The sequence below is a fragment of the Biomaibacter sp. TOL genome (genome assembly GCF_059717795.1).
In genome coordinates, this window is record NZ_AP046092.1 from 2,218,010 (window position 1) to 2,237,360 (window position 19,351).

The window sequence follows — 19,351 nt, forward strand, 5'->3', positions numbered from 1 at the left end:
TGCAAATTCCTCTATCCGACCTCCGGCATCTCAGTTCGGACTTCTGTTTTAATGATTGACAGTTAAATCCTGTGATGATAAAATATATTGGTGTGTGTTTTGTTAGCTCTCTTTAAATAGCAAAGGGGAGGGCGAGAAAATGCTTGAAAAATTGAGAGAAGCCCCCGCTAAAACCATAGGAACAAAACAGACATTTAAGGCGCTGGAAAAAGACAGGGCAGCGATAGTTTTTTTAGCCCAAGATGCCGAAGAACATGTGGTTTCCGGCTTGAAAGAAATGTGTCTGAAAAAAGGCGTTCAGATAGTTCCTGTGGCCACTATGAAAGAGCTGGGGGATGCCTGCGGAATCCAGGTAGGGGCGGCATCGGCTGCAATTTTAAAACAATAATTTGCTGTTTAAGATGCCCCTATTCGGGGCATCTTTTTTAATTTATTGGAAGGAGGTGTGACAGTGCCGACTATAAATCAGCTGGTAAGAAAAGGCAGACAGAAGGTGGAGTTTAAATCTACAGCTCCCGCCCTGAAGGGTTGCCCTCAAAAGAGAGGGGTTTGCACGGTTGTAAAGACAACGACTCCCAAAAAGCCAAACTCCGCTCTGAGAAAAATAGCAAGGGTAAGGCTTACCAACGGTATTGAAGTGACAGCCTATATTCCCGGTATTGGCCATAACCTTCAGGAACACTCCGTAGTTATGATAAGAGGAGGCAGGGTGAAGGACCTCCCCGGCGTGAGATACCACATAATACGCGGGACTCTCGACACAGCCGGAGTTGCCAACCGTAAGCAGGCAAGATCGCTTTACGGAGCAAAAAGACCCAAAAAATAGCAATTAAAGGAGGGATAAGATGCCAAGACGCGGTCATGTAGCGCGAAGAGATGTGCCCCAGGACCCATTGTACCAAGACAAGATGGTCACAAAGCTTATAAACAAAGTCATGTATGATGGGAAAAAGGGCATTGCTCAGAAGATATGCTACGGAGCTTTTGATATCATCAGCAAAAAGACCGGCAAGGATCCTCTGGAAGTTTTCCAGGAAGCCATGAAAAATGTTATGCCGGTTCTGGAAGTAAGGCCCCGGCGTGTGGGCGGCGCCACCTATCAGGTCCCTATGGAAGTCAGGCAGGATAGAAGGCAGGCGCTTGGAATAAGATGGCTGGTCGATTATGCCCGGGCCAGAGGAGAAAGGACCATGAGGGAGAAGCTTGCCGCCGAAATAATGGATGCAGCCAATGGCACCGGCGGGGCGGTAAAGAAAAAAGAGGAGACTCACAAGATGGCGGAAGCCAACAAGGCCTTTGCTCATTACAGATGGTAGGAAGCGCTGAACATCAGGGAAACTTAGCGGAAAGGAGTGTAAATTGTGCCTAGGCAAGCACCACTAGACAGACTAAGAAATATAGGTATTATGGCGCATATCGATGCCGGCAAAACTACCACTACGGAGAGGATTCTGTTCTATACCGGCAAAGTGCACAAAATGGGAGAGGTTCACGAAGGTTCAGCGGTAATGGACTGGATGGAACAGGAGCAGGAAAGAGGTATCACAATCACATCGGCGGCAACTACATGTTACTGGAAGGATCATCGCATAAATATTATCGATACGCCAGGGCACGTGGATTTTACAGTGGAGGTAGAGCGTTCGCTGCGAGTTCTCGACGGTTCAGTGGCTGTGTTTTGTGCTAAAGGAGGCGTGGAGCCTCAGTCGGAGACAGTATGGCGTCAGGCCGACAAATACCGGGTTCCCAGGATTGCTTATGTAAACAAGATGGATATAATGGGAGCAAACTTCTATAATGTCATTGAGATGATGAAACAAAGGCTGGGGGCTCATCCTGTGCCTATACAGCTTCCAATTGGCTGTGAGGACAGCTTCAAGGGAATTATAGACCTGATTGGACAAAAAGCGTATATATACACCAATGATATCGGCACAGAAATACAGGAAACCGAAATTCCGGACGATATGAAAGAAAAAGCCCGTGAATACAGGGAAAAGATGCTGGAAGTCATTTCGGATGTGGACGAAGAAATAATGATTAAGTACCTGGAAGGCGAAGAAATTTCCGAAGAGGAAATTAAAAAAGCCATTCGAAAAGCCTGCGTTGAAGTAAAAATCACCCCGGTGCTTTGCGGATCATCTTACAGAAACAAGGGCGTGCAGCTTTTGCTGGACGCAGTGGTTGATTATCTTCCGTCGCCTCTGGATATACCGCCGGTTAAAGGCATATCTCCCGACAGCGGGGAAGAGATACAGAGGCATGCCGACGACGACGAACCGTTCTCGGCCCTGGCGTTTAAGATCATGAGCGATCCGTATGTGGGAAAGCTCACATATTTCAGGGTTTATTCGGGAAAGTTGAAGTCCGGTTCCTATATATACAATTCGACCAAAAATAAGAAGGAAAGAATAGGCCGCATACTTTACATGCATGCAAATCACCGGCAGGAAGTGGAAGAAGTGATGACCGGCGATATAGTGGCGGCCGTAGGGCTCAAGGATACCACCACCGGAGACACACTGTGCAGCGAAGAGCACCCCATTGTCCTGGAGTCCATGCAGTTTCCGGAACCGGTCATATCGGTGGCTATCGAGCCCAAAACCAAAGCCGACCAGGAAAAAATGGGAATCGCTCTAGCCAAGCTTGCGGAGGAAGACCCCACATTTAAGACCCATACCGACCAGGAAACAGGGCAGACCATCATTAGAGGCATGGGAGAACTTCACCTGGAGATCATAGTAGATAGGATGTTCAGGGAATTCAAAGTGGAAGCCAATGTGGGCAAACCGCAGGTGGCTTATAAGGAAACCATTCGAAAGGCCGTAAAATCCGAAGGCAAATTCATACGTCAATCCGGAGGCAGAGGCCAGTACGGCCATGTATGGATCGAGATTCAGCCTCAGGAACCCGGAAAGGGGTATGAGTTTGAGAACAGGATAGTGGGGGGCATCATACCCAGGGAATACATCCCCGCGGTAGACGCCGGCATTCAAGAAGCGCTGGAGAACGGCGTGCTGGCCGGATATCCTGTGGTGGATGTAAAAGCCATACTGTATGACGGTTCATACCACGAGGTGGACTCTTCGGAAATGGCCTTTAAAATCGCGGCTTCCATAGCGTTCAAGGAAGGCATGAAGAAAGCTCAGCCGGTGCTTCTTGAACCAATTATGAAGGTAGAAATAGTGGTGCCGGAGGAGTATATGGGAGATGTAATCGGTGACGTAAACTCCCGCCGGGGCCATATAGAAGGCATGGAGCCCCGCGGAGGAGCTCAGGTCATAAGAGGCTTTGTGCCGCTGGCCGAGATGTTCGGCTACGCCACTGATTTGAGGTCAAAGACCCAGGGACGCGGCACCTATACCATGCAGTTCTCGCACTATGCGGAAGTGCCAAAGAATATTGCGGAGTCTATAATAAATAGATAAAAAATTTCAAGGAGGATAAAAATGGCAAAGCAGAAATACGAAAGGACAAAACCCCATGTAAACGTAGGGACCATAGGCCACATAGACCACGGCAAGACCACCCTTACAGCGGCGATCACAAAAGTGCTGTCCAACAGCGGGCTGTCGGACTTTGTACCCTTTGACCAGATAGACAAAGCCCCCGAAGAAAGAGAGCGCGGCATCACCATAGCCACAGCCCACGTAGAATACCAGACCGAAAAGAGGCACTACGCCCACGTAGACTGCCCGGGCCACGCCGACTACGTAAAGAACATGATAACCGGAGCCGCGCAGATGGACGGAGCCATACTAGTAGTATCCGCTGCAGACGGCCCCATGCCCCAGACCAGAGAACACATACTCCTGGCAAGGCAAGTAGGCGTGCCCTACATCGTAGTATTTTTAAACAAAATAGACATGGTAGACGACCCCGAACTTTTGGAACTTGTAGAAATGGAAGTAAGAGAACTTCTGTCATTCTATGAATTTCCCGGAGACGACATACCCATCGTACCCGGCTCAGCCCTGAAAGCACTTGAATGCGGCTGCGGCAAGAGAGAATGCGAATGGTGCGGCAAGATATGGAACCTGATGGACGCAGTAGACAGCTACATTCCCACACCCGAAAGAGACACAGACAAACCGTTCCTCATGCCCATAGAAGACGTATTCACCATCACCGGCCGCGGCACAGTAGTGACCGGCAGAGTAGAAAGAGGCACCCTCAAAGTAGGAGACGAAGTAGAAATAGTAGGCCTTGCCCCCGAGAAGAAAAAGACCGTAGTCACGGGCGTAGAAATGTTCAGGAAACTACTGGATGCAGCAGTAGCCGGAGACAACATAGGGGCCCTGCTTCGGGGCATAGACAGAGACGAAGTAGAAAGAGGCATGGTCATAGCCAAGCCCGGCAGCATCCATCCCCACACCCACTTCAAAGGCCAGGTATACGTCCTGAAGAAAGAAGAAGGCGGCAGGCACACACCCTTCTTCAACGGCTACAGGCCCCAATTCTACTTCAGGACCACCGACGTCACCGGAGTCATCAACCTGCCTGAAGGCACCGAGATGGTAATGCCGGGAGACAACATAGTCATGGACATACAGCTGATTTCGCCCATAGCCATCGAAGAAGGTCTGAGGTTCGCCATCAGGGAAGGCGGCAGGACCGTAGGAGCCGGAGTCGTAACTGAGATTATCGATAAGTAAAATCGCAAAATGCATTTTGGGATGCAAGGAGGGAGATAAATGGCCCAGCAGAAGATCAGGATACGCCTGAAAGCCTTTGACCACGGAGTGCTTGACCAGTCGGCCCAGAAAATAGTCGAAACGGCAAAGAGGACCGGTGCCAAGGTATCGGGGCCTATACCTTTGCCTACGGACAGAAGCATTATAACGATACTAAGGGCTCCCCATAAATACAAGGATTCCAGGGAACAGTTTGAATCCAGGACCCACAAAAGATTAATTGACATAAAAGAGCCCAATCAAAAGACCGTTGACGCCCTTATGAGATTGGATTTGCCTGCAGGGGTTGATATAGAAATTAAGCTGTAGAAAAGCAAGGCTCAGGAGGTGACAGCAATGATTTCAAAGGCTATACTGGCCAGAAAAATCGGCATGACCCAGATTTTTAACGACAAAGGGGAAATCCTGCCGGTGACGGTTGTGGAAGCGGGACCGTGCCTGGTGGTTCAGAAAAAAACCGTGGAAAACGATGGATACAGCGCATTAAAAGTCGGTTTTGGCGAGGTAAAAGAAAGCCGGATGACAAAGCCGGAACTGGGTCAATTTAAGAAAAATCAATTGAAACCAAAAAAATATTTAAAGGAATTTAAAATGCAGGATGCTGAAAAATACAAAGTGGGCGACGAAATAAAGGTTGACATATTTCAACCGGGAGACAGAATCGATGTGGTGGGCATATCGAAGGGAAAAGGCTATGCAGGCGGCGTAAAGCGCTGGAATTTCAACCGCGGCCCCATGTCTCACGGCTCTATGTATCACAGGCGCCCTGGAGCAGGCGGTGCCACGGACCCCGCCAGAGTGTTTAAAGGTAAAAAGATGGCGGGGCATATGGGCGTCGAACGGGTGACCGTTCAAAACCTTGAAGTTGTCAGAGTAGATCCTGACAGGAATCTGCTCTTAATTAAAGGTTCCGTTCCGGGCCCGAAAAAAGCCCTGCTATTTATTAAAAACACCGTGAAGAGCAGAAAATAAACAGGAAAGGAGGAGCTCGATGCCTAAAGCAGCTTTATATAACACAAAAGGGGAACAGGTAGGTGAAGTGGAACTTTCCGATGATGTCTTCGGAGTTGAAGTCCGGCCCGACATAATGCACAGGGCAGTGGTAAATTTCCTGGCGAACCAGAGACAGGGCACTTCTTCCACTCTGACCAGAGGAGAGGTGTCCGGAGGCGGCAGAAAGCCCTGGAGACAGAAGGGCACCGGCAGAGCAAGACACGGCAGTATCAGATCTCCATTGTGGCGCAAAGGTGGTATCGTATTTGGCCCCAAACCCCGTTCATATAATTTCACACTGCCTAAAAAACTGAAGAGGTATGCTTTAAAATCGGCTCTGAGCTCAAAAGTTGTCGACAACGAGTTAATAATACTGGACAGCCTAAAAATAGAGGCTCCCAGAACTAAGATAATGGCGGAAATACTTAAGAATATCAAAGCTGATAAAAAAGCGCTGATAGTTTTACCGGACAAGGATGAGAACGTGGAGAAATCCGCCCGTAATCTGCCGGGAATAAAGACAACTTCCGTAAATACCCTCAATGTATACGACATTTTAAATCATGAAAACCTCATAATCACGAAGGAAGCGGTAGAGAGGGTGGAGGAGGTGTATGCAGGATGAAAGATCCGCATGACATAATTCTCCGGCCGTGGATAACCGAAAAAACCATGGATATGAAACCGGACAAAAAATATGCTTTTGTGGTGGATAAGTATTCCAACAAGACGGAAATAAAAAATGCCGTGGAATCCATATTCGGCGTAAAAGTGGAAAAGGTCAACACCATAAACATGAGGGGCAAAAAGAAGAGAATGGGCGTCCATGTGGGCAAAAGGCCCGATTGGAAAAAAGCGATAGTTACATTGAAAAAAGACAGCAAAGAAATAGAGTTCTTTGAAGCGCTGTAGTTTTTATGCGAAGGAGGGAATCACGTGGCTATAAAAAAGTTTAAACCCACGACGCCGGGCAGAAGAGGAATGACAGTTTCAACTTTTGAAGAAATCACAAAAAAAGAGCCCGAGCGGTCGCTGGTGGAAATATTGAAAAACTCTGCAGGACGCAATATGCAGGGAAGGATGACATCCCGCCATCGCGGAGGCGGTCATAAACGAAAATACAGGATTATAGATTTTAAAAGGGACAAGGATGGTATTCCGGCGAAAGTGGTGGCCATCGAATACGATCCCAACCGCTCTGCTAATATTGCCCTGCTTCATTACAGGGACGGCGAAAAAAGATATATACTGGCGCCTCTGGGCCTTGCGGTAGGCGACATTGTGGAATCCGGAGCAAATGCCGACATCAAACCGGGCAATGCCCTCCCCCTGTCACATACTCCCGTAGGCACCATGGTGCATAATATAGAACTTGTTCCGGGCAAAGGCGGCCAGCTGGTCAGGGCTGCAGGTGCGGCTGCTCAGCTTATGGCTAGGGAAGGCGGTTTTGCGACTTTGAGACTGCCTTCGGGCGAGATGAGAATGGTTCATGAAGAATGCAAGGCCACCATAGGTCAGGTGGGCAACCTTGATCATGAAAATATTTCCATCGGCAAAGCCGGCCGCTCGCGCTGGATGAACAGGAGGCCTCATGTCAGAGGAGTTGTTATGAACCCCATCGACCATCCCCATGGCGGCGGAGAAGGAAAATCTCCGATCGGGCACAAGAGTCCGGTTACACCCTGGGGCAAGCCAACTCTTGGATATAAGACCAGGAAAAAGAAAAAGGCTTCCGATAAATACATCGTCAAGCGCCGCAAATAACAGAAGGGAGGTAGGATAATGAGTCGCTCGACAAAAAAAGGCCCCTTCGTTGATCAAAAACTTTTTAAAAAAATAGTTGAGATGAATCAAAAGCGGGAAAAAAGGGTAATTAAGACATGGTCCAGGGATTCCACCATTTTTCCCGAAATGGTAGGCCATACCATAGCGGTCCATGACGGGAAAAAACATGTTCCCATATATATTACGGAAGACATGGTAGGCCACAAGCTGGGAGAATTTGCTCCAACGAGGACGTTTAAAGGCCATGGAGCCCATACGGAAAAATCCACAGCACTCAAGTAGAGAATATCTGGAAAAGGAGGTATTCAAGTTGCAGGCAATGGCGCGGGCAAGATATGTAAGGATTGCTCCCAGAAAGGTGAGAGTCGTAATGGACCTCATCAGGGGTAAGAGACTTTCAGAAGCGCTTTCCATTTTAAAATATACGCCCAAATCTGCGTCAAAAATCCTGGAAAAAGTGCTGCTTTCGGCGGCCGCCAACGCGCAGAACAACCATGACATGGATAGGGATGCGCTCTATATATCAAAGTGCTATGTTGACCAGGGCCCGACCCTGAAACGCTTTATGCCCAGGGCACAGGGACGTGCGGCAGGCATTCATAAAAGGACTAGTCATATTACGGTGATACTAGAGGAAAAGGAGGGATAAATTTTGGGTCAAAAGATACACCCTCACGGGCTGAGAGTGGGAATAATAAAAGACTGGGATTCAAGATGGTATTCCAGCAAAGACTTCGCCGAATTGCTGCTGGAGGATTATAAGTTAAGAGAACATATAAAGCAAAAGTTGTTTTCCTCCGGCGTTTCAAGAATAGAGATAGAAAGGGCTGCCAACAGAGTAAAGATTACGGTCAACACCGCAAAGCCGGGAATGGTCATTGGCAAGGGCGGTACCGGTGTGGAAGAGCTGAAAAAAGACCTTGAGAAAATGACGGGCAAACAGGTTTCAATAAACGTTGTGGAAATAAAAAATCCGGACATCGAAGCCCAGCTTATTGCCGAAAACATCGCATCACAGCTGGAAAGGCGAATTTCTTTCCGCCGCGCCATGAAGCAGGCTATCTCAAGAGCCATGAAGGCGGGAGCCAGGGGAATAAAGACAATGGTCAGCGGCCGCCTGGGCGGTGCGGAAATTGCGCGATCTGAGATGTACCACGAAGGCACCATTCCTCTGCAGACTTTGAGAGCCGATATAGATTACGGTTTTGCGGAGGCTTACACAACCTATGGGCGCATAGGGGTTAAAGTATGGGTTTACAAGGGCGAGGTCCTTCCTGTCAAGAATAAGAAAAAATCCGGGGAAGGAGGAGAAGTGGAAAATGTTGATGCCAAAGCGGGTGAAGTATAGAAAGCAACAGCGGGGCGTGATGAGAGGCAAGGCACACAAGGGCACTGAAGTGACTTACGGCGAATTCGGGCTTCAGGCTCAGGAAGCCGCATGGCTCACCAGCCAGCAGATAGAGGCCGCCAGGGTTGCCATGACAAGATTCATCAAAAGGGGCGGCAAGGTATGGATAAAGATTTTCCCGGACAAACCCGTGACCAAGAAACCCGCCGAAACCCGTATGGGCAGCGGTAAGGGTTCGCCAGAATTGTGGGTTGCCGTGGTAAAACCCGGGCGCGTGCTGTTTGAGCTGGGAGGGGTATCGGAAGAGGTGGCGAAGGAGGCCATGACTCTGGCTTCACATAAGCTGCCTATAAAGACAAAAATAGTAAAACGCGTGGAATTGGGCGGTGATGAGAATGAAGGTTAAACAGATAAGAGATCTCTCCGACGACGAGCTCATGCAGAAAATAAAGGACCTGAAGGGCGAACTATTTAACCTGAGGTTTCAAGCGGCTACCGGCCAGTTGGATAATCCGATGAGGATCCGCGAGGTCCGGAAAACAATAGCCCGCATAAAGACGGTTCTTACCGAAAGGCAGAATGAAAAGAAAGCAAGCTCCGCAAAGTGATAGGAAGGAGGGACGGATGTGCAGGAAAGAAAAACAAGAAAAGTCCGCACCGGAGTTGTGGTCAGCGATAAAATGGATAAAACCATAGTCGTGGCAGTTGAAAGCTTAATGCGGCACCCCATGTATGGTAAAACCATAAAGAGGACCAAGAAATTCAAAGCTCACGACGAAAACAATGAATGCAAGATCGGCGATATTGTGAAAATCTCTGAAACAAGACCCCTGAGCCACGATAAACGCTGGAGACTGGTGGAGATTATTAAGAAGGCCCAGTAGAGAAGGGAGGTTATTTTCATGGTACAGGTTCAAACCAGATTGAATGTGGCAGACAATACCGGAGCCAAGGAATTGATGTGCATACGGATCATGGGCGGTTCCAAGCGCAAATTTGCCCATGTAGGGGACATTATTGTGGCCTCGGTTAAAAATGCAACACCCGACGGCGTTGTTAAAAAGGGAGATGTGGTAAAAGCCGTTATTGTAAGGACCAAAAAGGCAGTCGGCAGGCCGGACGGTTCATATATAAAATTCGACGAAAATGCCGCCGTTATAATAAATGACGATAAGAATCCAAAGGGAACGCGCATATTCGGGCCCGTAGCTCGGGAGCTCAGAGAAAAGGACTTCATGAAGATCATATCCCTGGCGCCTGAAGTTTTGTAGAGGAGGTGGGTTTGTTGGCGAAGGTACATGTGAAAAAGGGAGATGTCGTTGTGGTAATTTCCGGTAAAGACAGGGGCAAAAAAGGGAAGATCATAAAAGTTTTACCTGGCGAAGGCAAGGCCATAGTGGAAGGTGTGAATATGGCTACAAAGCATAGAAGACCTTCGGCAAAGGTGCCGCAGGGCGGAATAATACATCAGGAACTGCCCATATATACTTCCAAACTGATGCCGGTATGCGGCAAATGCCAGAGCGCCACACGAGTGGGTCATTCGGTGCTGGCTGACGGCACAAAGGTGCGGGTATGCAGGAAGTGCGGGGAAGTTCTGGATAAATAACCGGGAAAGGAGGCAGGCAAGTGTCCAGATTAAAGCAAAAATATGAAAATGAAGTGGTTCCGGCTTTAATGAAGAAATTTAATTACAAAAATATAATGCAGGTGCCGAGGCTGGAAAAAGTGGTCATAAATATGGGCATAAGCGACGCCAGGGAAAATCCCAAGGCTATAGAAGCGGCTACTTACGATTTATCTGTCATTACGGGACAGAAGCCGGTGGTTACAAAGGCGAAAAAGTCTATAGCCGCTTTCAAGCTGCGCAAAGGCATGCCTATCGGAGCCAAGGTAACACTCAGAGCAGAAAAAATGTATGATTTTCTGGATAAACTTTTTAACATAAATCTTCCCAGAGTAAGAGATTTCAAAGGGGTTTCGCCGGACTCTTTTGACGGAAGGGGCAACTATACGCTGGGAATAAAGGAACAGTTGATTTTCCCCGAGATAGACTATGATAAGATCGACAGGGTAAGGGGAATGGATATCACCATTGTGACAACGGCAAAGACCGATGAAGAAGCCCGAGAACTTTTGAAAAATATGGGAATGCCCTTTGGGTCTTAATTGGAAGGAGGGAAAGGCGTGGCTAAAAAGTCGCTTATTGCCAAGCAAAAGAGGACTCCGAAGTTTTCCACAAGGAAATACAATAGATGCAAAATATGCGGCAGACCTCATGCTTACCTCAGAAAATTTGGCGTGTGCCGTATATGTTTCAGAGAGCTGGCCCATCTTGGGCAAATACCGGGAGTAAAAAAAGCAAGCTGGTAAGAGATACAGTAAATGAAGGGAGGCAAGCTCAATTGGCTATGACGGATGTAATCGCAGATATGCTGACCCGTATAAGGAATGCCAACGATGCAGGTCATCCGACGGTGGAGATTCCCTGCTCTAAACTAAAAAAGGCTATTGTCCAGACGCTCAAGGATGAGGGTTACATTCAGGATTTTGAAATCATCGATGATTCAAAGCAGGGGATAATAAAGGTTTACCTGAAATACGGTCCCAACAAGAAAAAGGTAATCTCGGGTATCAAAAGAATCTCCAAGCCCGGCCTGAGGATATACGCAAGGAAGGATAATATTCCGAAGGTCATGGGAGGCTTGGGTACCGTAATTCTCTCCACATCCAGGGGCATTATGACCGATAAACAGGCAAGAAAAGAACAGGTGGGCGGAGAGGTAATCTGCTACGTATGGTAGAAAATAAGGGAGGTGCAGCGAATGTCCAGAATCGGTAAACTGCCGGTTAAAATTCCCCAGGGAGTGGAAGTAAAGGTCCAGGGGAACACCGTTACGGTAAAAGGTCCCAAAGGCAGTATAAGCCGTGAATTTCACAGAGATATGAAGATAAAATACGAGAATTCTCAGATTATCGTTGAAAGGCCCTCGGATAACAACATGCACAGAGCTTTGCACGGACTGACCCGGAGCTTGATATACAACATGGTGAATGGAGTCACGGCCGGGTACGAAAAAAAGCTCTCTCTCGAGGGAGTGGGCTACAGAGCGGCAAAACAAGGGAGCAAGTTGGTCCTGACCGTCGGATATTCACATCCGGTGGAAATAGAACCGCCCCAGGGCATAGAATTTGAGGTTCCGGCACCCAACAAGATTTCGGTAAAAGGCGTGGACAAGGAACTGGTGGGGCAGATAGCGGCAAACATAAGAAAAGTAAGAGAGCCTGAACCGTATAAGGGTAAAGGCATAAGATATGAGGACGAAGTAGTGAGACGCAAGGTAGGCAAGACCGGCGCTAAATAAGGCAAAGGGAGGGATACGAGATGATAAATAAAGAATCCCGAAAAGTTTCCAGGGGAAGAAGGCACATACGGGTCCGCAAGAAAATTTTTGGAACCCAGGAAAGGCCCAGGTTGAATGTGTTCAAAAGTTTAAAGCACATCTATGCGCAGATTATAAATGATGAAACCGGCACAACCCTGGCAGCCGCCTCCACTCAGGACCCGGCTATAAGGGACGTTGTGACGGGGTGCAACATTGAATCAGCCAAAAAGGTCGGCGAACTCATCGCTAAAAAAGCAGCTGAAAAGGGCATAAAGCGGGTGGCCTTTGACAGGGGCGGATATTTGTACCACGGCAGAATCAAAGCTCTGGCCGATGCCGCCCGGGAAGCGGGACTGGAATTTTAGAAGGGAGGCGAAGCTATTGCAGCGTAAAAACATGGAAGAACAGGAATTTGAAGAAAAAGTTGTTTCCATAAACAGAGTGGCCAAAGTTGTGAAAGGCGGAAAAAATTTCAGATTTGCCGTACTCGTGGTTGTGGGAAACAGAAACGGCAAGGTCGGCGTAGGAACGGGAAAAGCTCAGGAAATACCCGAAGCGGTCCGCAAAGGCATAGAAGATGCAAAGAAGCACCTCATAGAAGTTCCTCTGGTCAACGGAACGGTTCCCCATGAAAGCCTGGGCGTTTTCGGAGCCGGAAAGGTGCTCATAAAACCCGCTGTGGAAGGAACCGGCGTCATCGCCGGCGGGCCCGTCAGAGCCGTCATGGAACTTGCCGGAGTTAAAAATGTGGTGAGCAAATCTCTGGGTTCCGCCAATTCCAGAAACATGATCAATGCCACCATGGAAGCCCTGAAACAAATGAAAAGGGCCGAAGAAGTTGCAAGACTCAGGAATAAAAGCGTTGAAGAGCTGTTAGGATAATCTACTCAAAAAGAGGAGGTGCAACCTGATGAGATTACACGAGCTTTTTCCTGCCGACGGTTCCACCAAAAAGGCCAAGAGAGTAGGCCGGGGAATAGGCTCAGGGCATGGCAAGACTTCCACCCGTGGTCACAAAGGTCAAAAAGCTCGCAGCGGCGGGGGAGTGAGGCCGGGCTTTGAAGGTGGCCAGATGCCGCTGTACAGACGCATTCCCAAGCGCGGTTTCACGAATATATTCAAAAAGGAATATGCTCTCGTCAACGTCGATGATTTAAATAGATTTGAACAAAATACCAGTGTCACTCCCGAACTTTTGGTCCAGAGCGGCATTTTGAAAAAAATAAAAGACGGGGTCAAAGTCCTGGGCAATGGGGAATTAAAAGTGAAAGTGGATGTAAAAGCCCATGCATTTTCAAAGTCGGCAAAAGAAAAGATAGAATCTGCCGGTGGAAAGGCAGAGGTGATCTGACATGCTGGAGGCTTTGAGGAATGCATGGAAGATACCGGACCTGAGAAAGAGGATTCAGTTTACGGTGCTTATGCTGATAATATTCAGAGTCGGCGCTTTTGTCCCGGTGCCGGGCATGAATCCCGATGCGGTTAAAGCAATGATTGAAAAAGGCGCGTTGCTGGGTTTCTTTGATATCATATCCGGCGGTGCGTTCAAACAGTTCTCGGTTTTTGCCATGAGTATAACCCCATATATTAACTCTTCCATAATAGTTCAGTTGCTTACCATAGTCATTCCTAAGTGGGAGGAGATGGCAAAAGAAGGAGAAGCCGGCAGAAAGGTGCTTGCGCAGTATACGCGCTACGGTACTGTTATTCTGGCTCTCATACAGGCCGTAGGCCTTTCCATAGGATTTCGAACTGCCCTGAAGCATCCCGGATTGCTTGGCAGCGCCATCGTGGTAATAAGCCTTACGGCAGGCACGGCATTTTTGATGTGGCTGGGCGAGCAGATAACGGATAAGGGAATCGGCAATGGCATTTCATTGTTAATTTTCGCCGGTATCGTTTCAAGGCTGCCCAGCGGAGGTTATCAGCTTTATACGTTGCTGAAGGTGGGGACTACCAACATTTTCACCGTTATTATTTTTGCAGTATTTGCACTGGCAGTGATAGTGGACGTAATCGCGGTGCAGCAAGCTGAGCGCCGGGTGCCGGTGCAATATGCAAAAAGGGTGGTAGGTAGAAGAGTCTACGGCGGTCAATCCACCCATATACCCATTAAGGTGAATGCGGCGGGAGTAATCCCCGTAATCTTCGCACTGTCTATCCTGCTTTTCCCGAGCACTCTGGCAGGATTTTTCCCAAACAGCAGGATAGCGGTGAGCATCGCATCTTTCATCAAGCCGGGGGGATGGCTGTACGCCAGCCTGTATGCTCTGCTCATTGTGTTTTTCACCTATTTTTACACAGCCGTGACTTTCAACCCTGTGGAAGTGGCTGAAAATATGAAGAAATACGGCGGATTCATACCTGGCATAAGGCCTGGAAGACCCACGTCGGAATATCTCAACAGGATCATGACCAGGATAACTCTGGTGGGAGCCATATTCCTAGCGATCATCGCTGTGCTTCCGTATTTTGTTACAGGCGTGACCTCTCTGAATATATACTTTGGAGGTACGGCACTTCTCATCGTGGTGGGCGTGGCCTTGGAAACCATGAAGATGATTGAAGCGCAGATGTTGATGAGGCACTATCAGGGGTTTCTTAAATAGAGGTGATTTGCGTGCGGATAATTATGCTCGGGCCTCCGGGAGCGGGAAAAGGAACCCAGGCCAGAAAGCTTGCTGAGGAATTCAATATTCATCAGATATCTACCGGAGATATCTTCCGAAGGGCCGTTCAGGATAATACCCCCATGGGGAAAAAGGCGAAAGAATATATGGATACGGGCATGCTGGTGCCGGATGATATAGTAATCAGCATTGTGGAGGAAAGATTGAATCAACAGGATCTTGCCGGAGGATTCATACTTGACGGTTTCCCCAGGACTGTTTTTCAGGCGGAAAGACTTGAGCAAATACTGCAAAAAAACGGCAAGAGCATTGATGCGGTTGTAAACATTCAAGTGCCGCGGGATGACATCATTGAGAGATTTACCGGGCGAAGGGTTTGCAAATCCTGCGGAGCCTCTTACCATGTGAAATATAATCCTCCAAAAAAGCCGGGGCTCTGTGATGTTTGCGGAAATGAGCTTATCATAAGGCCTGATGATGAATTGGAAACAGTAAAGAAGCGTCTGGAGGAATACGAACAAAAAACCGCTCCTTTGATTGAGTTTTATCGCGGACGCCGCCTGCTTGTCGACATTGATGGGAACAAAACCATAGATGAAGTGCATAAAAACATCGTAGACAGGTTACGAGGGGAAGAAAAATGATAATATTGAAATCCCGCCGGGAGATAGAGATCATGAAAAAAGCCGGGAAAATAGTGGCAATGACCCTTGAAAAGATAGAAAAGGCGATAAGACCGGGTATTACGACGGGGGAGTTGGACCGTATCGCAGAGGAGTTTATAAAAAGTTCCGGAGCATATCCCACTTTTAAAGGTTACCGCGGATTTCCGGCTGCCATCTGCGCTTCAGTAAACGAGGAGGTAGTACATGGAATCCCTGGATTAAGAATCCTAAAAGATGGTGATATTATTAGTATAGATGTAGGAGCTTCCTTTGAAGGATATAATGGGGATGCGGCCAGGACTTTCATAGTGGGAAACGCCGACAATGAGGCAGTTGATTTAATTGAGGCTACAAAAGAAAGCTTTTTCCAGGGCCTGGCTTTTGCGAAACAGGGCTGCAGGCTTTCGGATATATCTCATGCCATTCAGACTTATGTAGAAAAGCGAGGATATTCCGTAGTCAGGGATTATGTGGGTCACGGCATAGGCAGGAAAATGCATGAAGACCCTCAAATACCAAACTTCGGTCCGCCTCACAGAGGGCCCAGGCTGAAGGCGGGGATGACTCTGGCTATTGAACCCATGGTAAATGCCGGAGGATATGAAGTTTACACTCTGAAAAATCGCTGGACGGTTGTAACAAAGGATGGGAGTCTCTCAGCCCATTATGAAAACACTGTTGCGATTACGGATTCCGAACCCGAAATATTAACAATGCTTTAGGCAGGTGTTTTTATGCAAGAAATTTCACTGGGGCAGTTGGTCTTATCCTGTGCCGGCCGCGATAGAGGGCGTTTTATGATCGTGGTTAAAATTCTGGATGAAAAATTCGTTTATGTGGCAGATGGAACTTTAAGAAAAGTGGAAAACCCGAAGAAGAAGAAGATTAAACATCTCAAGGTGTTAAACAAAAAATCCGATTATATAGCTGAAAAGCTCCAGAGTAAAAGGAAAATATTCAACGACGAAATAAAAAGAGCGTTGGAAGAACTGGTTGATTTGAACCTGAATGAAACATCCAGACAGGTTTAAGGAGGCGTATGCGACCTTGTCCAAGGAAGATGTTATCGAGGTTGAAGGAACCGTATTGGAACCTCTTCCCAATGCAATGTTTCGGGTGGAATTGAAAAACGGTCATAAGATTCTGGCCCATGTATCCGGTAAAATCAGAATGAATTATATCAGAATTCTCCCCGGAGACAGGGTAACCGTGGAATTATCTCCTTATGATCTAACCCGAGGCCGCATCAAATACCGCTTCAAATAGATTTTTGGAAAAAAGGAGGAAACCCCATGAAGGTAAGACCCTCGGTGAAGAGAATATGCGAAAAGTGCAAAATAATAAAACGCAAAGGCAGGGTTATGGTCATCTGCGAAAATCCAAAGCACAAACAAAAACAGGGCTAAGTAGAAGGAGGTGTGAATAATGGCTAGAATAGCCGGAGTTGATCTTCCAAGGGAAAAACGTGTGGAAGTTGCCCTCACATATATTTACGGCATCGGCCTCAGCAGATCAAGGCAGATTTTGAAAGAGGCCGATGTAAACCCGGACACCAGGGTAAAAGACCTGGCGGAAAGAGAAATCACAAGACTGCGTGACATTATCGAAAAGAACTATAAAGTCGAAGGTGATTTGCGCAGAGAAGTAGCAATGAATATTAAAAGGCTGGTGGAAATAGGTTCCTACAGAGGGATACGCCACCGCAAAGGACTGCCTGTGCGGGGGCAGAGGACCCGCACTAACGCCAGGACCAGGAAGGGTCCCGCCAAGACAGTTGGCGTAAGGCGCAGCAAATAATATCTGGAGGTGAGCAAATTGCCAAAAGCAGTAAAGAAACGCAAGGATAAAAGGCGTGTAGAAAAAGGTGCGGCCCATATACATTCAACTTTCAACAACACCATAGTGACCATCACCGATGAGGCTGGCAGGCCCCTGACCTGGGCCAGCGCGGGGACCGTAGGATTTAAAGGCTCCAGAAAAGGGACGCCTTTTGCAGCTCAAATGGCGGCGGAATCGGCCGCAAAGCAGGCTCTAGATTACGGTTTAAGGTCTGTGGAGGTTTTCGTAAAGGGACCCGGGGGTGGCCGGGAAGCAGCCATAAGGTCTCTTCAGGCGGCCGGTCTGGAAGTCAATATGATAAAAGATGTGACGCCCATCCCTCACAACGGATGCAGACCGCCCAAGAGAAGACGTGTATAAAATTACAGGAGGTGCAGAAGTAAATGGCGAGATATAAAGATGCCGTATGCAGGTTGTGCCGCCGCGAGGGCATGAAACTTTACCTCAAGGGAGACCGCTGCTATTCGCCCAAGTGTGCCATTGACAGGAGGGGTTATGCCCCCGGCCAGCACGGTCAGATGAGGCGCAAGCTGTCCGAATATGGCTTGCAGCTCAGGGAAAAGCAAAAGGCAAGAAGGATTTACGGAGTTCTGGAAAGACAATTTAAAAACTACTTTGACAAAGCCGTAAGACAGAAAGGAGTAACCGGTGAAAACCTTTTGAGATTGCTGGAAACCCGTTTGGATAATGTGGTTTTCAGAATGGGATTCGCCTCATCCAGACCCCAGGCAAGGCAGATAGTGAGATACGGCCACGTGGAAGTGAACGGCAAGAGAGTTACCATCCCGTCATATCAGGTTAAAGAAAAAGATGTGGTTTCGATCAGAGAAAAAAGCAGAAGCCTTCCGTTTTTCAAAGAAATATCCGAAGCGGGAGCCGCCAAAGTCGTGCCCGGATGGTTATCTGTGAATTTTGAAACATTGACGGGAGAAATTGTGAGCCTGCCCAAACGCGAGGATATCGACGTTCCGATTCAAGAACACCTTATAGTAGAGCTCTACTCCAAGTAATCAACCCTCATCCGAAATCTTTAATTTAAGGAGGGTAACACATTAGATGATGGATATTGAAAAGCCGAGGATTGAGTTGGTAGAGGTAAGCGAAGATGAAACTTACGGCAAAGTAATCGTTGAACCGCTGGAAAGAGGCTACGGCACAACCCTTGGCAACTCCATGCGTCGTGTACTTTTGTCATCGTTACCTGGAGCTGCAGTAACCTCTATCAAGATCGAAGGGGTGCAGCATGAGTTTTCAACGATTCCGGGGGTTGTGGAAGACACCACGGAAATCATTATGAATATCAAAGGCCTGTCCATATTGATGCACAGCGATGAGCCCAAACTGCTTAGGATTGAGGCCAGTGGCGAATGCGAGGTGAAAGCCGGGGATATCATCACTGATGCCGATGTGGAAATCGTCAATCCCGATCACCATATTGCAACGCTGGATAAAGACGGTAAACTATTCATGGAATTAACTCTGGAAAAGGGCAAGGGGTATGTGACTGCGGACAGGAATAAGAAACCAAATCAACCCATAGGGGTAATTGCCATAGATTCCATATTCACCCCCGTACACAAGGTCAACTTTTCAGTGGAGCATACACGCGTAGGGCAGAGGACGGATTATGATAAACTGACTCTGGAATTATGGACCAACGGCACTATAAAACCCGATGACGCCGTAAGCGCTGCGGCCAAAATCCTCATAGAGCACTTCAACCTGTTCGTAGGCTTGACAAGCAAGGTTAAAAGTCCCGAAGTTCCGGTAGAAAAAGAAAAAGATGACAGAGAAAAAATCCTGGAAATGCCTATAGAAGAGCTGGATCTTTCGGTAAGGTCTTACAACTGCCTGAAGAGGGCTGGGATAAATACCATCCAGGAACTCATACAGAGGTCTTCGGAAGACATGATGAAAGTGAGAAATCTTGGTAGGAAATCACTGGAAGAAGTAGAAGAAAAGCTGGCGGCGTTTAATTTAGCGTTAAAACAATCGGATGATAGTTAAGGAG

General features: G+C 47.8%; 35 protein-coding genes. All 35 read left to right on the forward strand.

All coding sequences use genetic code 11. From position 1 onward, the window contains the following. Nucleotides 1–139: 139 nt before the first annotated feature. The 35 genes from AC6I1H_RS10925 to AC6I1H_RS11095 all read left to right on the forward strand — a co-directional run bounded on the left by AC6I1H_RS10925 (nucleotide 140) and on the right by AC6I1H_RS11095 (nucleotide 19,347). A complete protein-coding gene (locus AC6I1H_RS10925) occupies nucleotides 140–388 on the forward strand; it encodes a ribosomal L7Ae/L30e/S12e/Gadd45 family protein (protein WP_497737621.1) in 249 nt (82 codons plus the stop codon). Nucleotides 389–451: 63 nt separating this feature from the next. Then, nucleotides 452–826, forward strand: coding sequence for a 30S ribosomal protein S12 (gene rpsL / locus AC6I1H_RS10930; RefSeq protein ID WP_497737622.1), 375 nt, complete (start codon nucleotides 452–454; stop codon nucleotides 824–826). Nucleotides 827–845: 19 nt separating this feature from the next. Next, nucleotides 846–1,316: a 30S ribosomal protein S7 gene (gene rpsG, locus AC6I1H_RS10935; RefSeq protein WP_497737623.1), complete on the forward strand. Its 471-nt coding sequence runs from the start codon at nucleotides 846–848 to the stop codon at nucleotides 1,314–1,316. 45 nt (nucleotides 1,317–1,361) lie between these two features. Continuing rightward, complete coding sequence (gene fusA, locus AC6I1H_RS10940) at nucleotides 1,362–3,428, forward strand: elongation factor G (RefSeq protein WP_497737624.1); 2,067 nt, start codon at nucleotides 1,362–1,364, stop codon at nucleotides 3,426–3,428. A 21-nt stretch (nucleotides 3,429–3,449) separates the two neighbouring features. After that, nucleotides 3,450–4,655, forward strand: a complete 1,206-nt coding sequence (tuf, locus tag AC6I1H_RS10945) for an elongation factor Tu (RefSeq protein WP_497737625.1) — start codon at nucleotides 3,450–3,452, stop codon at nucleotides 4,653–4,655. Nucleotides 4,656–4,694: 39 nt separating this feature from the next. After that, nucleotides 4,695–5,003: a 30S ribosomal protein S10 gene (gene rpsJ, locus AC6I1H_RS10950; protein WP_497737626.1), complete on the forward strand. Its 309-nt coding sequence runs from the start codon at nucleotides 4,695–4,697 to the stop codon at nucleotides 5,001–5,003. A 30-nt stretch (nucleotides 5,004–5,033) separates the two neighbouring features. Then, nucleotides 5,034–5,666, forward strand: coding sequence for a 50S ribosomal protein L3 (gene rplC, locus AC6I1H_RS10955; RefSeq protein WP_497740771.1), 633 nt, complete (start codon nucleotides 5,034–5,036; stop codon nucleotides 5,664–5,666). Nucleotides 5,667–5,685: 19 nt separating this feature from the next. Further along, the gene (rplD, locus tag AC6I1H_RS10960; RefSeq protein ID WP_497737627.1) at nucleotides 5,686–6,312 is read left to right on the forward strand and encodes a 50S ribosomal protein L4; all 627 of its coding nucleotides are present in this window, start codon (nucleotides 5,686–5,688) and stop codon (nucleotides 6,310–6,312) included. Further along, nucleotides 6,309–6,599 (forward strand): 50S ribosomal protein L23, encoded by a 291-nt coding sequence (gene rplW, locus AC6I1H_RS10965; RefSeq protein ID WP_497737628.1) that lies wholly within the window; start codon nucleotides 6,309–6,311, stop codon nucleotides 6,597–6,599. The genes rplD and rplW overlap by 4 nt, the downstream gene beginning before the upstream one ends. A 24-nt stretch (nucleotides 6,600–6,623) precedes the next feature. Continuing rightward, a complete protein-coding gene (gene rplB / locus AC6I1H_RS10970) occupies nucleotides 6,624–7,451 on the forward strand; it encodes a 50S ribosomal protein L2 (RefSeq protein WP_497737629.1) in 828 nt (275 codons plus the stop codon). Between the two features lie 18 nt (nucleotides 7,452–7,469). Next, the gene (gene rpsS / locus AC6I1H_RS10975) at nucleotides 7,470–7,754 is read left to right on the forward strand and encodes a 30S ribosomal protein S19 (RefSeq protein ID WP_497737630.1); all 285 of its coding nucleotides are present in this window, start codon (nucleotides 7,470–7,472) and stop codon (nucleotides 7,752–7,754) included. A 28-nt stretch (nucleotides 7,755–7,782) separates the two neighbouring features. Further along, the gene (rplV, locus tag AC6I1H_RS10980) at nucleotides 7,783–8,121 is read left to right on the forward strand and encodes a 50S ribosomal protein L22 (RefSeq protein ID WP_497737631.1); all 339 of its coding nucleotides are present in this window, start codon (nucleotides 7,783–7,785) and stop codon (nucleotides 8,119–8,121) included. A 3-nt stretch (nucleotides 8,122–8,124) separates the two neighbouring features. After that, on the forward strand, nucleotides 8,125–8,820 hold the full coding sequence (gene rpsC / locus AC6I1H_RS10985; protein WP_497737632.1) for a 30S ribosomal protein S3: 696 nt from the start codon (nucleotides 8,125–8,127) through the stop codon (nucleotides 8,818–8,820). Continuing rightward, nucleotides 8,792–9,226, forward strand: a complete 435-nt coding sequence (gene rplP / locus AC6I1H_RS10990; RefSeq protein ID WP_497737633.1) for a 50S ribosomal protein L16 — start codon at nucleotides 8,792–8,794, stop codon at nucleotides 9,224–9,226. The genes rpsC and rplP overlap by 29 nt, the downstream gene beginning before the upstream one ends. Further along, nucleotides 9,216–9,428, forward strand: a complete 213-nt coding sequence (gene rpmC, locus AC6I1H_RS10995) for a 50S ribosomal protein L29 (RefSeq protein WP_497737634.1) — start codon at nucleotides 9,216–9,218, stop codon at nucleotides 9,426–9,428. The genes rplP and rpmC overlap by 11 nt, the downstream gene beginning before the upstream one ends. A gap of 18 nt (nucleotides 9,429–9,446) precedes the next feature. Further along, entirely contained in the window at nucleotides 9,447–9,704 is a 258-nt protein-coding gene (gene rpsQ / locus AC6I1H_RS11000) for a 30S ribosomal protein S17 (RefSeq protein WP_497737635.1), read from the forward strand. A gap of 18 nt (nucleotides 9,705–9,722) precedes the next feature. Further along, entirely contained in the window at nucleotides 9,723–10,091 is a 369-nt protein-coding gene (gene rplN, locus AC6I1H_RS11005) for a 50S ribosomal protein L14 (RefSeq protein ID WP_497737636.1), read from the forward strand. A 14-nt stretch (nucleotides 10,092–10,105) separates the two neighbouring features. Further along, nucleotides 10,106–10,429 carry a 50S ribosomal protein L24 gene (gene rplX / locus AC6I1H_RS11010; RefSeq protein ID WP_497737637.1) on the forward strand — a complete coding sequence of 108 codons (324 nt, stop codon included), beginning with the start codon at nucleotides 10,106–10,108 and terminating at the stop codon, nucleotides 10,427–10,429. 20 nt (nucleotides 10,430–10,449) lie between these two features. Next, on the forward strand, nucleotides 10,450–10,989 hold the full coding sequence (gene rplE / locus AC6I1H_RS11015; protein WP_497737638.1) for a 50S ribosomal protein L5: 540 nt from the start codon (nucleotides 10,450–10,452) through the stop codon (nucleotides 10,987–10,989). Nucleotides 10,990–11,007: 18 nt separating this feature from the next. Beyond that, nucleotides 11,008–11,193, forward strand: a complete 186-nt coding sequence (locus tag AC6I1H_RS11020) for a type Z 30S ribosomal protein S14 (protein ID WP_497737639.1) — start codon at nucleotides 11,008–11,010, stop codon at nucleotides 11,191–11,193. Nucleotides 11,194–11,225: 32 nt separating this feature from the next. Beyond that, nucleotides 11,226–11,624: a 30S ribosomal protein S8 gene (gene rpsH / locus AC6I1H_RS11025; RefSeq protein WP_497737640.1), complete on the forward strand. Its 399-nt coding sequence runs from the start codon at nucleotides 11,226–11,228 to the stop codon at nucleotides 11,622–11,624. 21 nt (nucleotides 11,625–11,645) lie between these two features. Next, the gene (gene rplF / locus AC6I1H_RS11030) at nucleotides 11,646–12,185 is read left to right on the forward strand and encodes a 50S ribosomal protein L6 (protein ID WP_497737641.1); all 540 of its coding nucleotides are present in this window, start codon (nucleotides 11,646–11,648) and stop codon (nucleotides 12,183–12,185) included. Nucleotides 12,186–12,205: 20 nt separating this feature from the next. After that, nucleotides 12,206–12,571 (forward strand): 50S ribosomal protein L18, encoded by a 366-nt coding sequence (rplR, locus tag AC6I1H_RS11035; protein WP_497737642.1) that lies wholly within the window; start codon nucleotides 12,206–12,208, stop codon nucleotides 12,569–12,571. A gap of 31 nt (nucleotides 12,572–12,602) precedes the next feature. Further along, nucleotides 12,603–13,088, forward strand: coding sequence for a 30S ribosomal protein S5 (gene rpsE / locus AC6I1H_RS11040; RefSeq protein ID WP_497740772.1), 486 nt, complete (start codon nucleotides 12,603–12,605; stop codon nucleotides 13,086–13,088). A 28-nt stretch (nucleotides 13,089–13,116) separates the two neighbouring features. Beyond that, complete coding sequence (gene rplO, locus AC6I1H_RS11045; protein ID WP_497737643.1) at nucleotides 13,117–13,557, forward strand: 50S ribosomal protein L15; 441 nt, start codon at nucleotides 13,117–13,119, stop codon at nucleotides 13,555–13,557. Between the two features lies 1 nt (nucleotide 13,558). Next, the gene (gene secY / locus AC6I1H_RS11050) at nucleotides 13,559–14,815 is read left to right on the forward strand and encodes a preprotein translocase subunit SecY (protein WP_497737644.1); all 1,257 of its coding nucleotides are present in this window, start codon (nucleotides 13,559–13,561) and stop codon (nucleotides 14,813–14,815) included. 11 nt (nucleotides 14,816–14,826) lie between these two features. Then, nucleotides 14,827–15,480, forward strand: coding sequence for an adenylate kinase (locus AC6I1H_RS11055; protein WP_497737645.1), 654 nt, complete (start codon nucleotides 14,827–14,829; stop codon nucleotides 15,478–15,480). Next, a complete protein-coding gene (gene map / locus AC6I1H_RS11060; protein ID WP_497737647.1) occupies nucleotides 15,477–16,223 on the forward strand; it encodes a type I methionyl aminopeptidase in 747 nt (248 codons plus the stop codon). Before AC6I1H_RS11055 ends, map begins: the two co-directional genes overlap by 4 nt. 12 nt (nucleotides 16,224–16,235) lie before the next feature. After that, entirely contained in the window at nucleotides 16,236–16,532 is a 297-nt protein-coding gene (locus AC6I1H_RS11065) for an RNA-binding protein (protein ID WP_497737648.1), read from the forward strand. A 16-nt stretch (nucleotides 16,533–16,548) separates the two neighbouring features. Further along, nucleotides 16,549–16,767: a translation initiation factor IF-1 gene (infA, locus tag AC6I1H_RS11070; RefSeq protein WP_497737649.1), complete on the forward strand. Its 219-nt coding sequence runs from the start codon at nucleotides 16,549–16,551 to the stop codon at nucleotides 16,765–16,767. A 26-nt stretch (nucleotides 16,768–16,793) separates the two neighbouring features. Continuing rightward, nucleotides 16,794–16,907 (forward strand): 50S ribosomal protein L36, encoded by a 114-nt coding sequence (gene rpmJ / locus AC6I1H_RS11075; protein ID WP_132548289.1) that lies wholly within the window; start codon nucleotides 16,794–16,796, stop codon nucleotides 16,905–16,907. A gap of 19 nt (nucleotides 16,908–16,926) precedes the next feature. Continuing rightward, the gene (gene rpsM, locus AC6I1H_RS11080; protein ID WP_497737650.1) at nucleotides 16,927–17,298 is read left to right on the forward strand and encodes a 30S ribosomal protein S13; all 372 of its coding nucleotides are present in this window, start codon (nucleotides 16,927–16,929) and stop codon (nucleotides 17,296–17,298) included. An 18-nt stretch (nucleotides 17,299–17,316) separates the two neighbouring features. Beyond that, complete coding sequence (gene rpsK / locus AC6I1H_RS11085) at nucleotides 17,317–17,700, forward strand: 30S ribosomal protein S11 (protein WP_497737651.1); 384 nt, start codon at nucleotides 17,317–17,319, stop codon at nucleotides 17,698–17,700. A 23-nt stretch (nucleotides 17,701–17,723) separates the two neighbouring features. Next, a complete protein-coding gene (gene rpsD, locus AC6I1H_RS11090) occupies nucleotides 17,724–18,350 on the forward strand; it encodes a 30S ribosomal protein S4 (protein WP_497737652.1) in 627 nt (208 codons plus the stop codon). Nucleotides 18,351–18,396: 46 nt separating this feature from the next. Further along, nucleotides 18,397–19,347 carry a DNA-directed RNA polymerase subunit alpha gene (locus tag AC6I1H_RS11095; protein WP_497737653.1) on the forward strand — a complete coding sequence of 317 codons (951 nt, stop codon included), beginning with the start codon at nucleotides 18,397–18,399 and terminating at the stop codon, nucleotides 19,345–19,347. Nucleotides 19,348–19,351 lie beyond the last annotated feature (4 nt).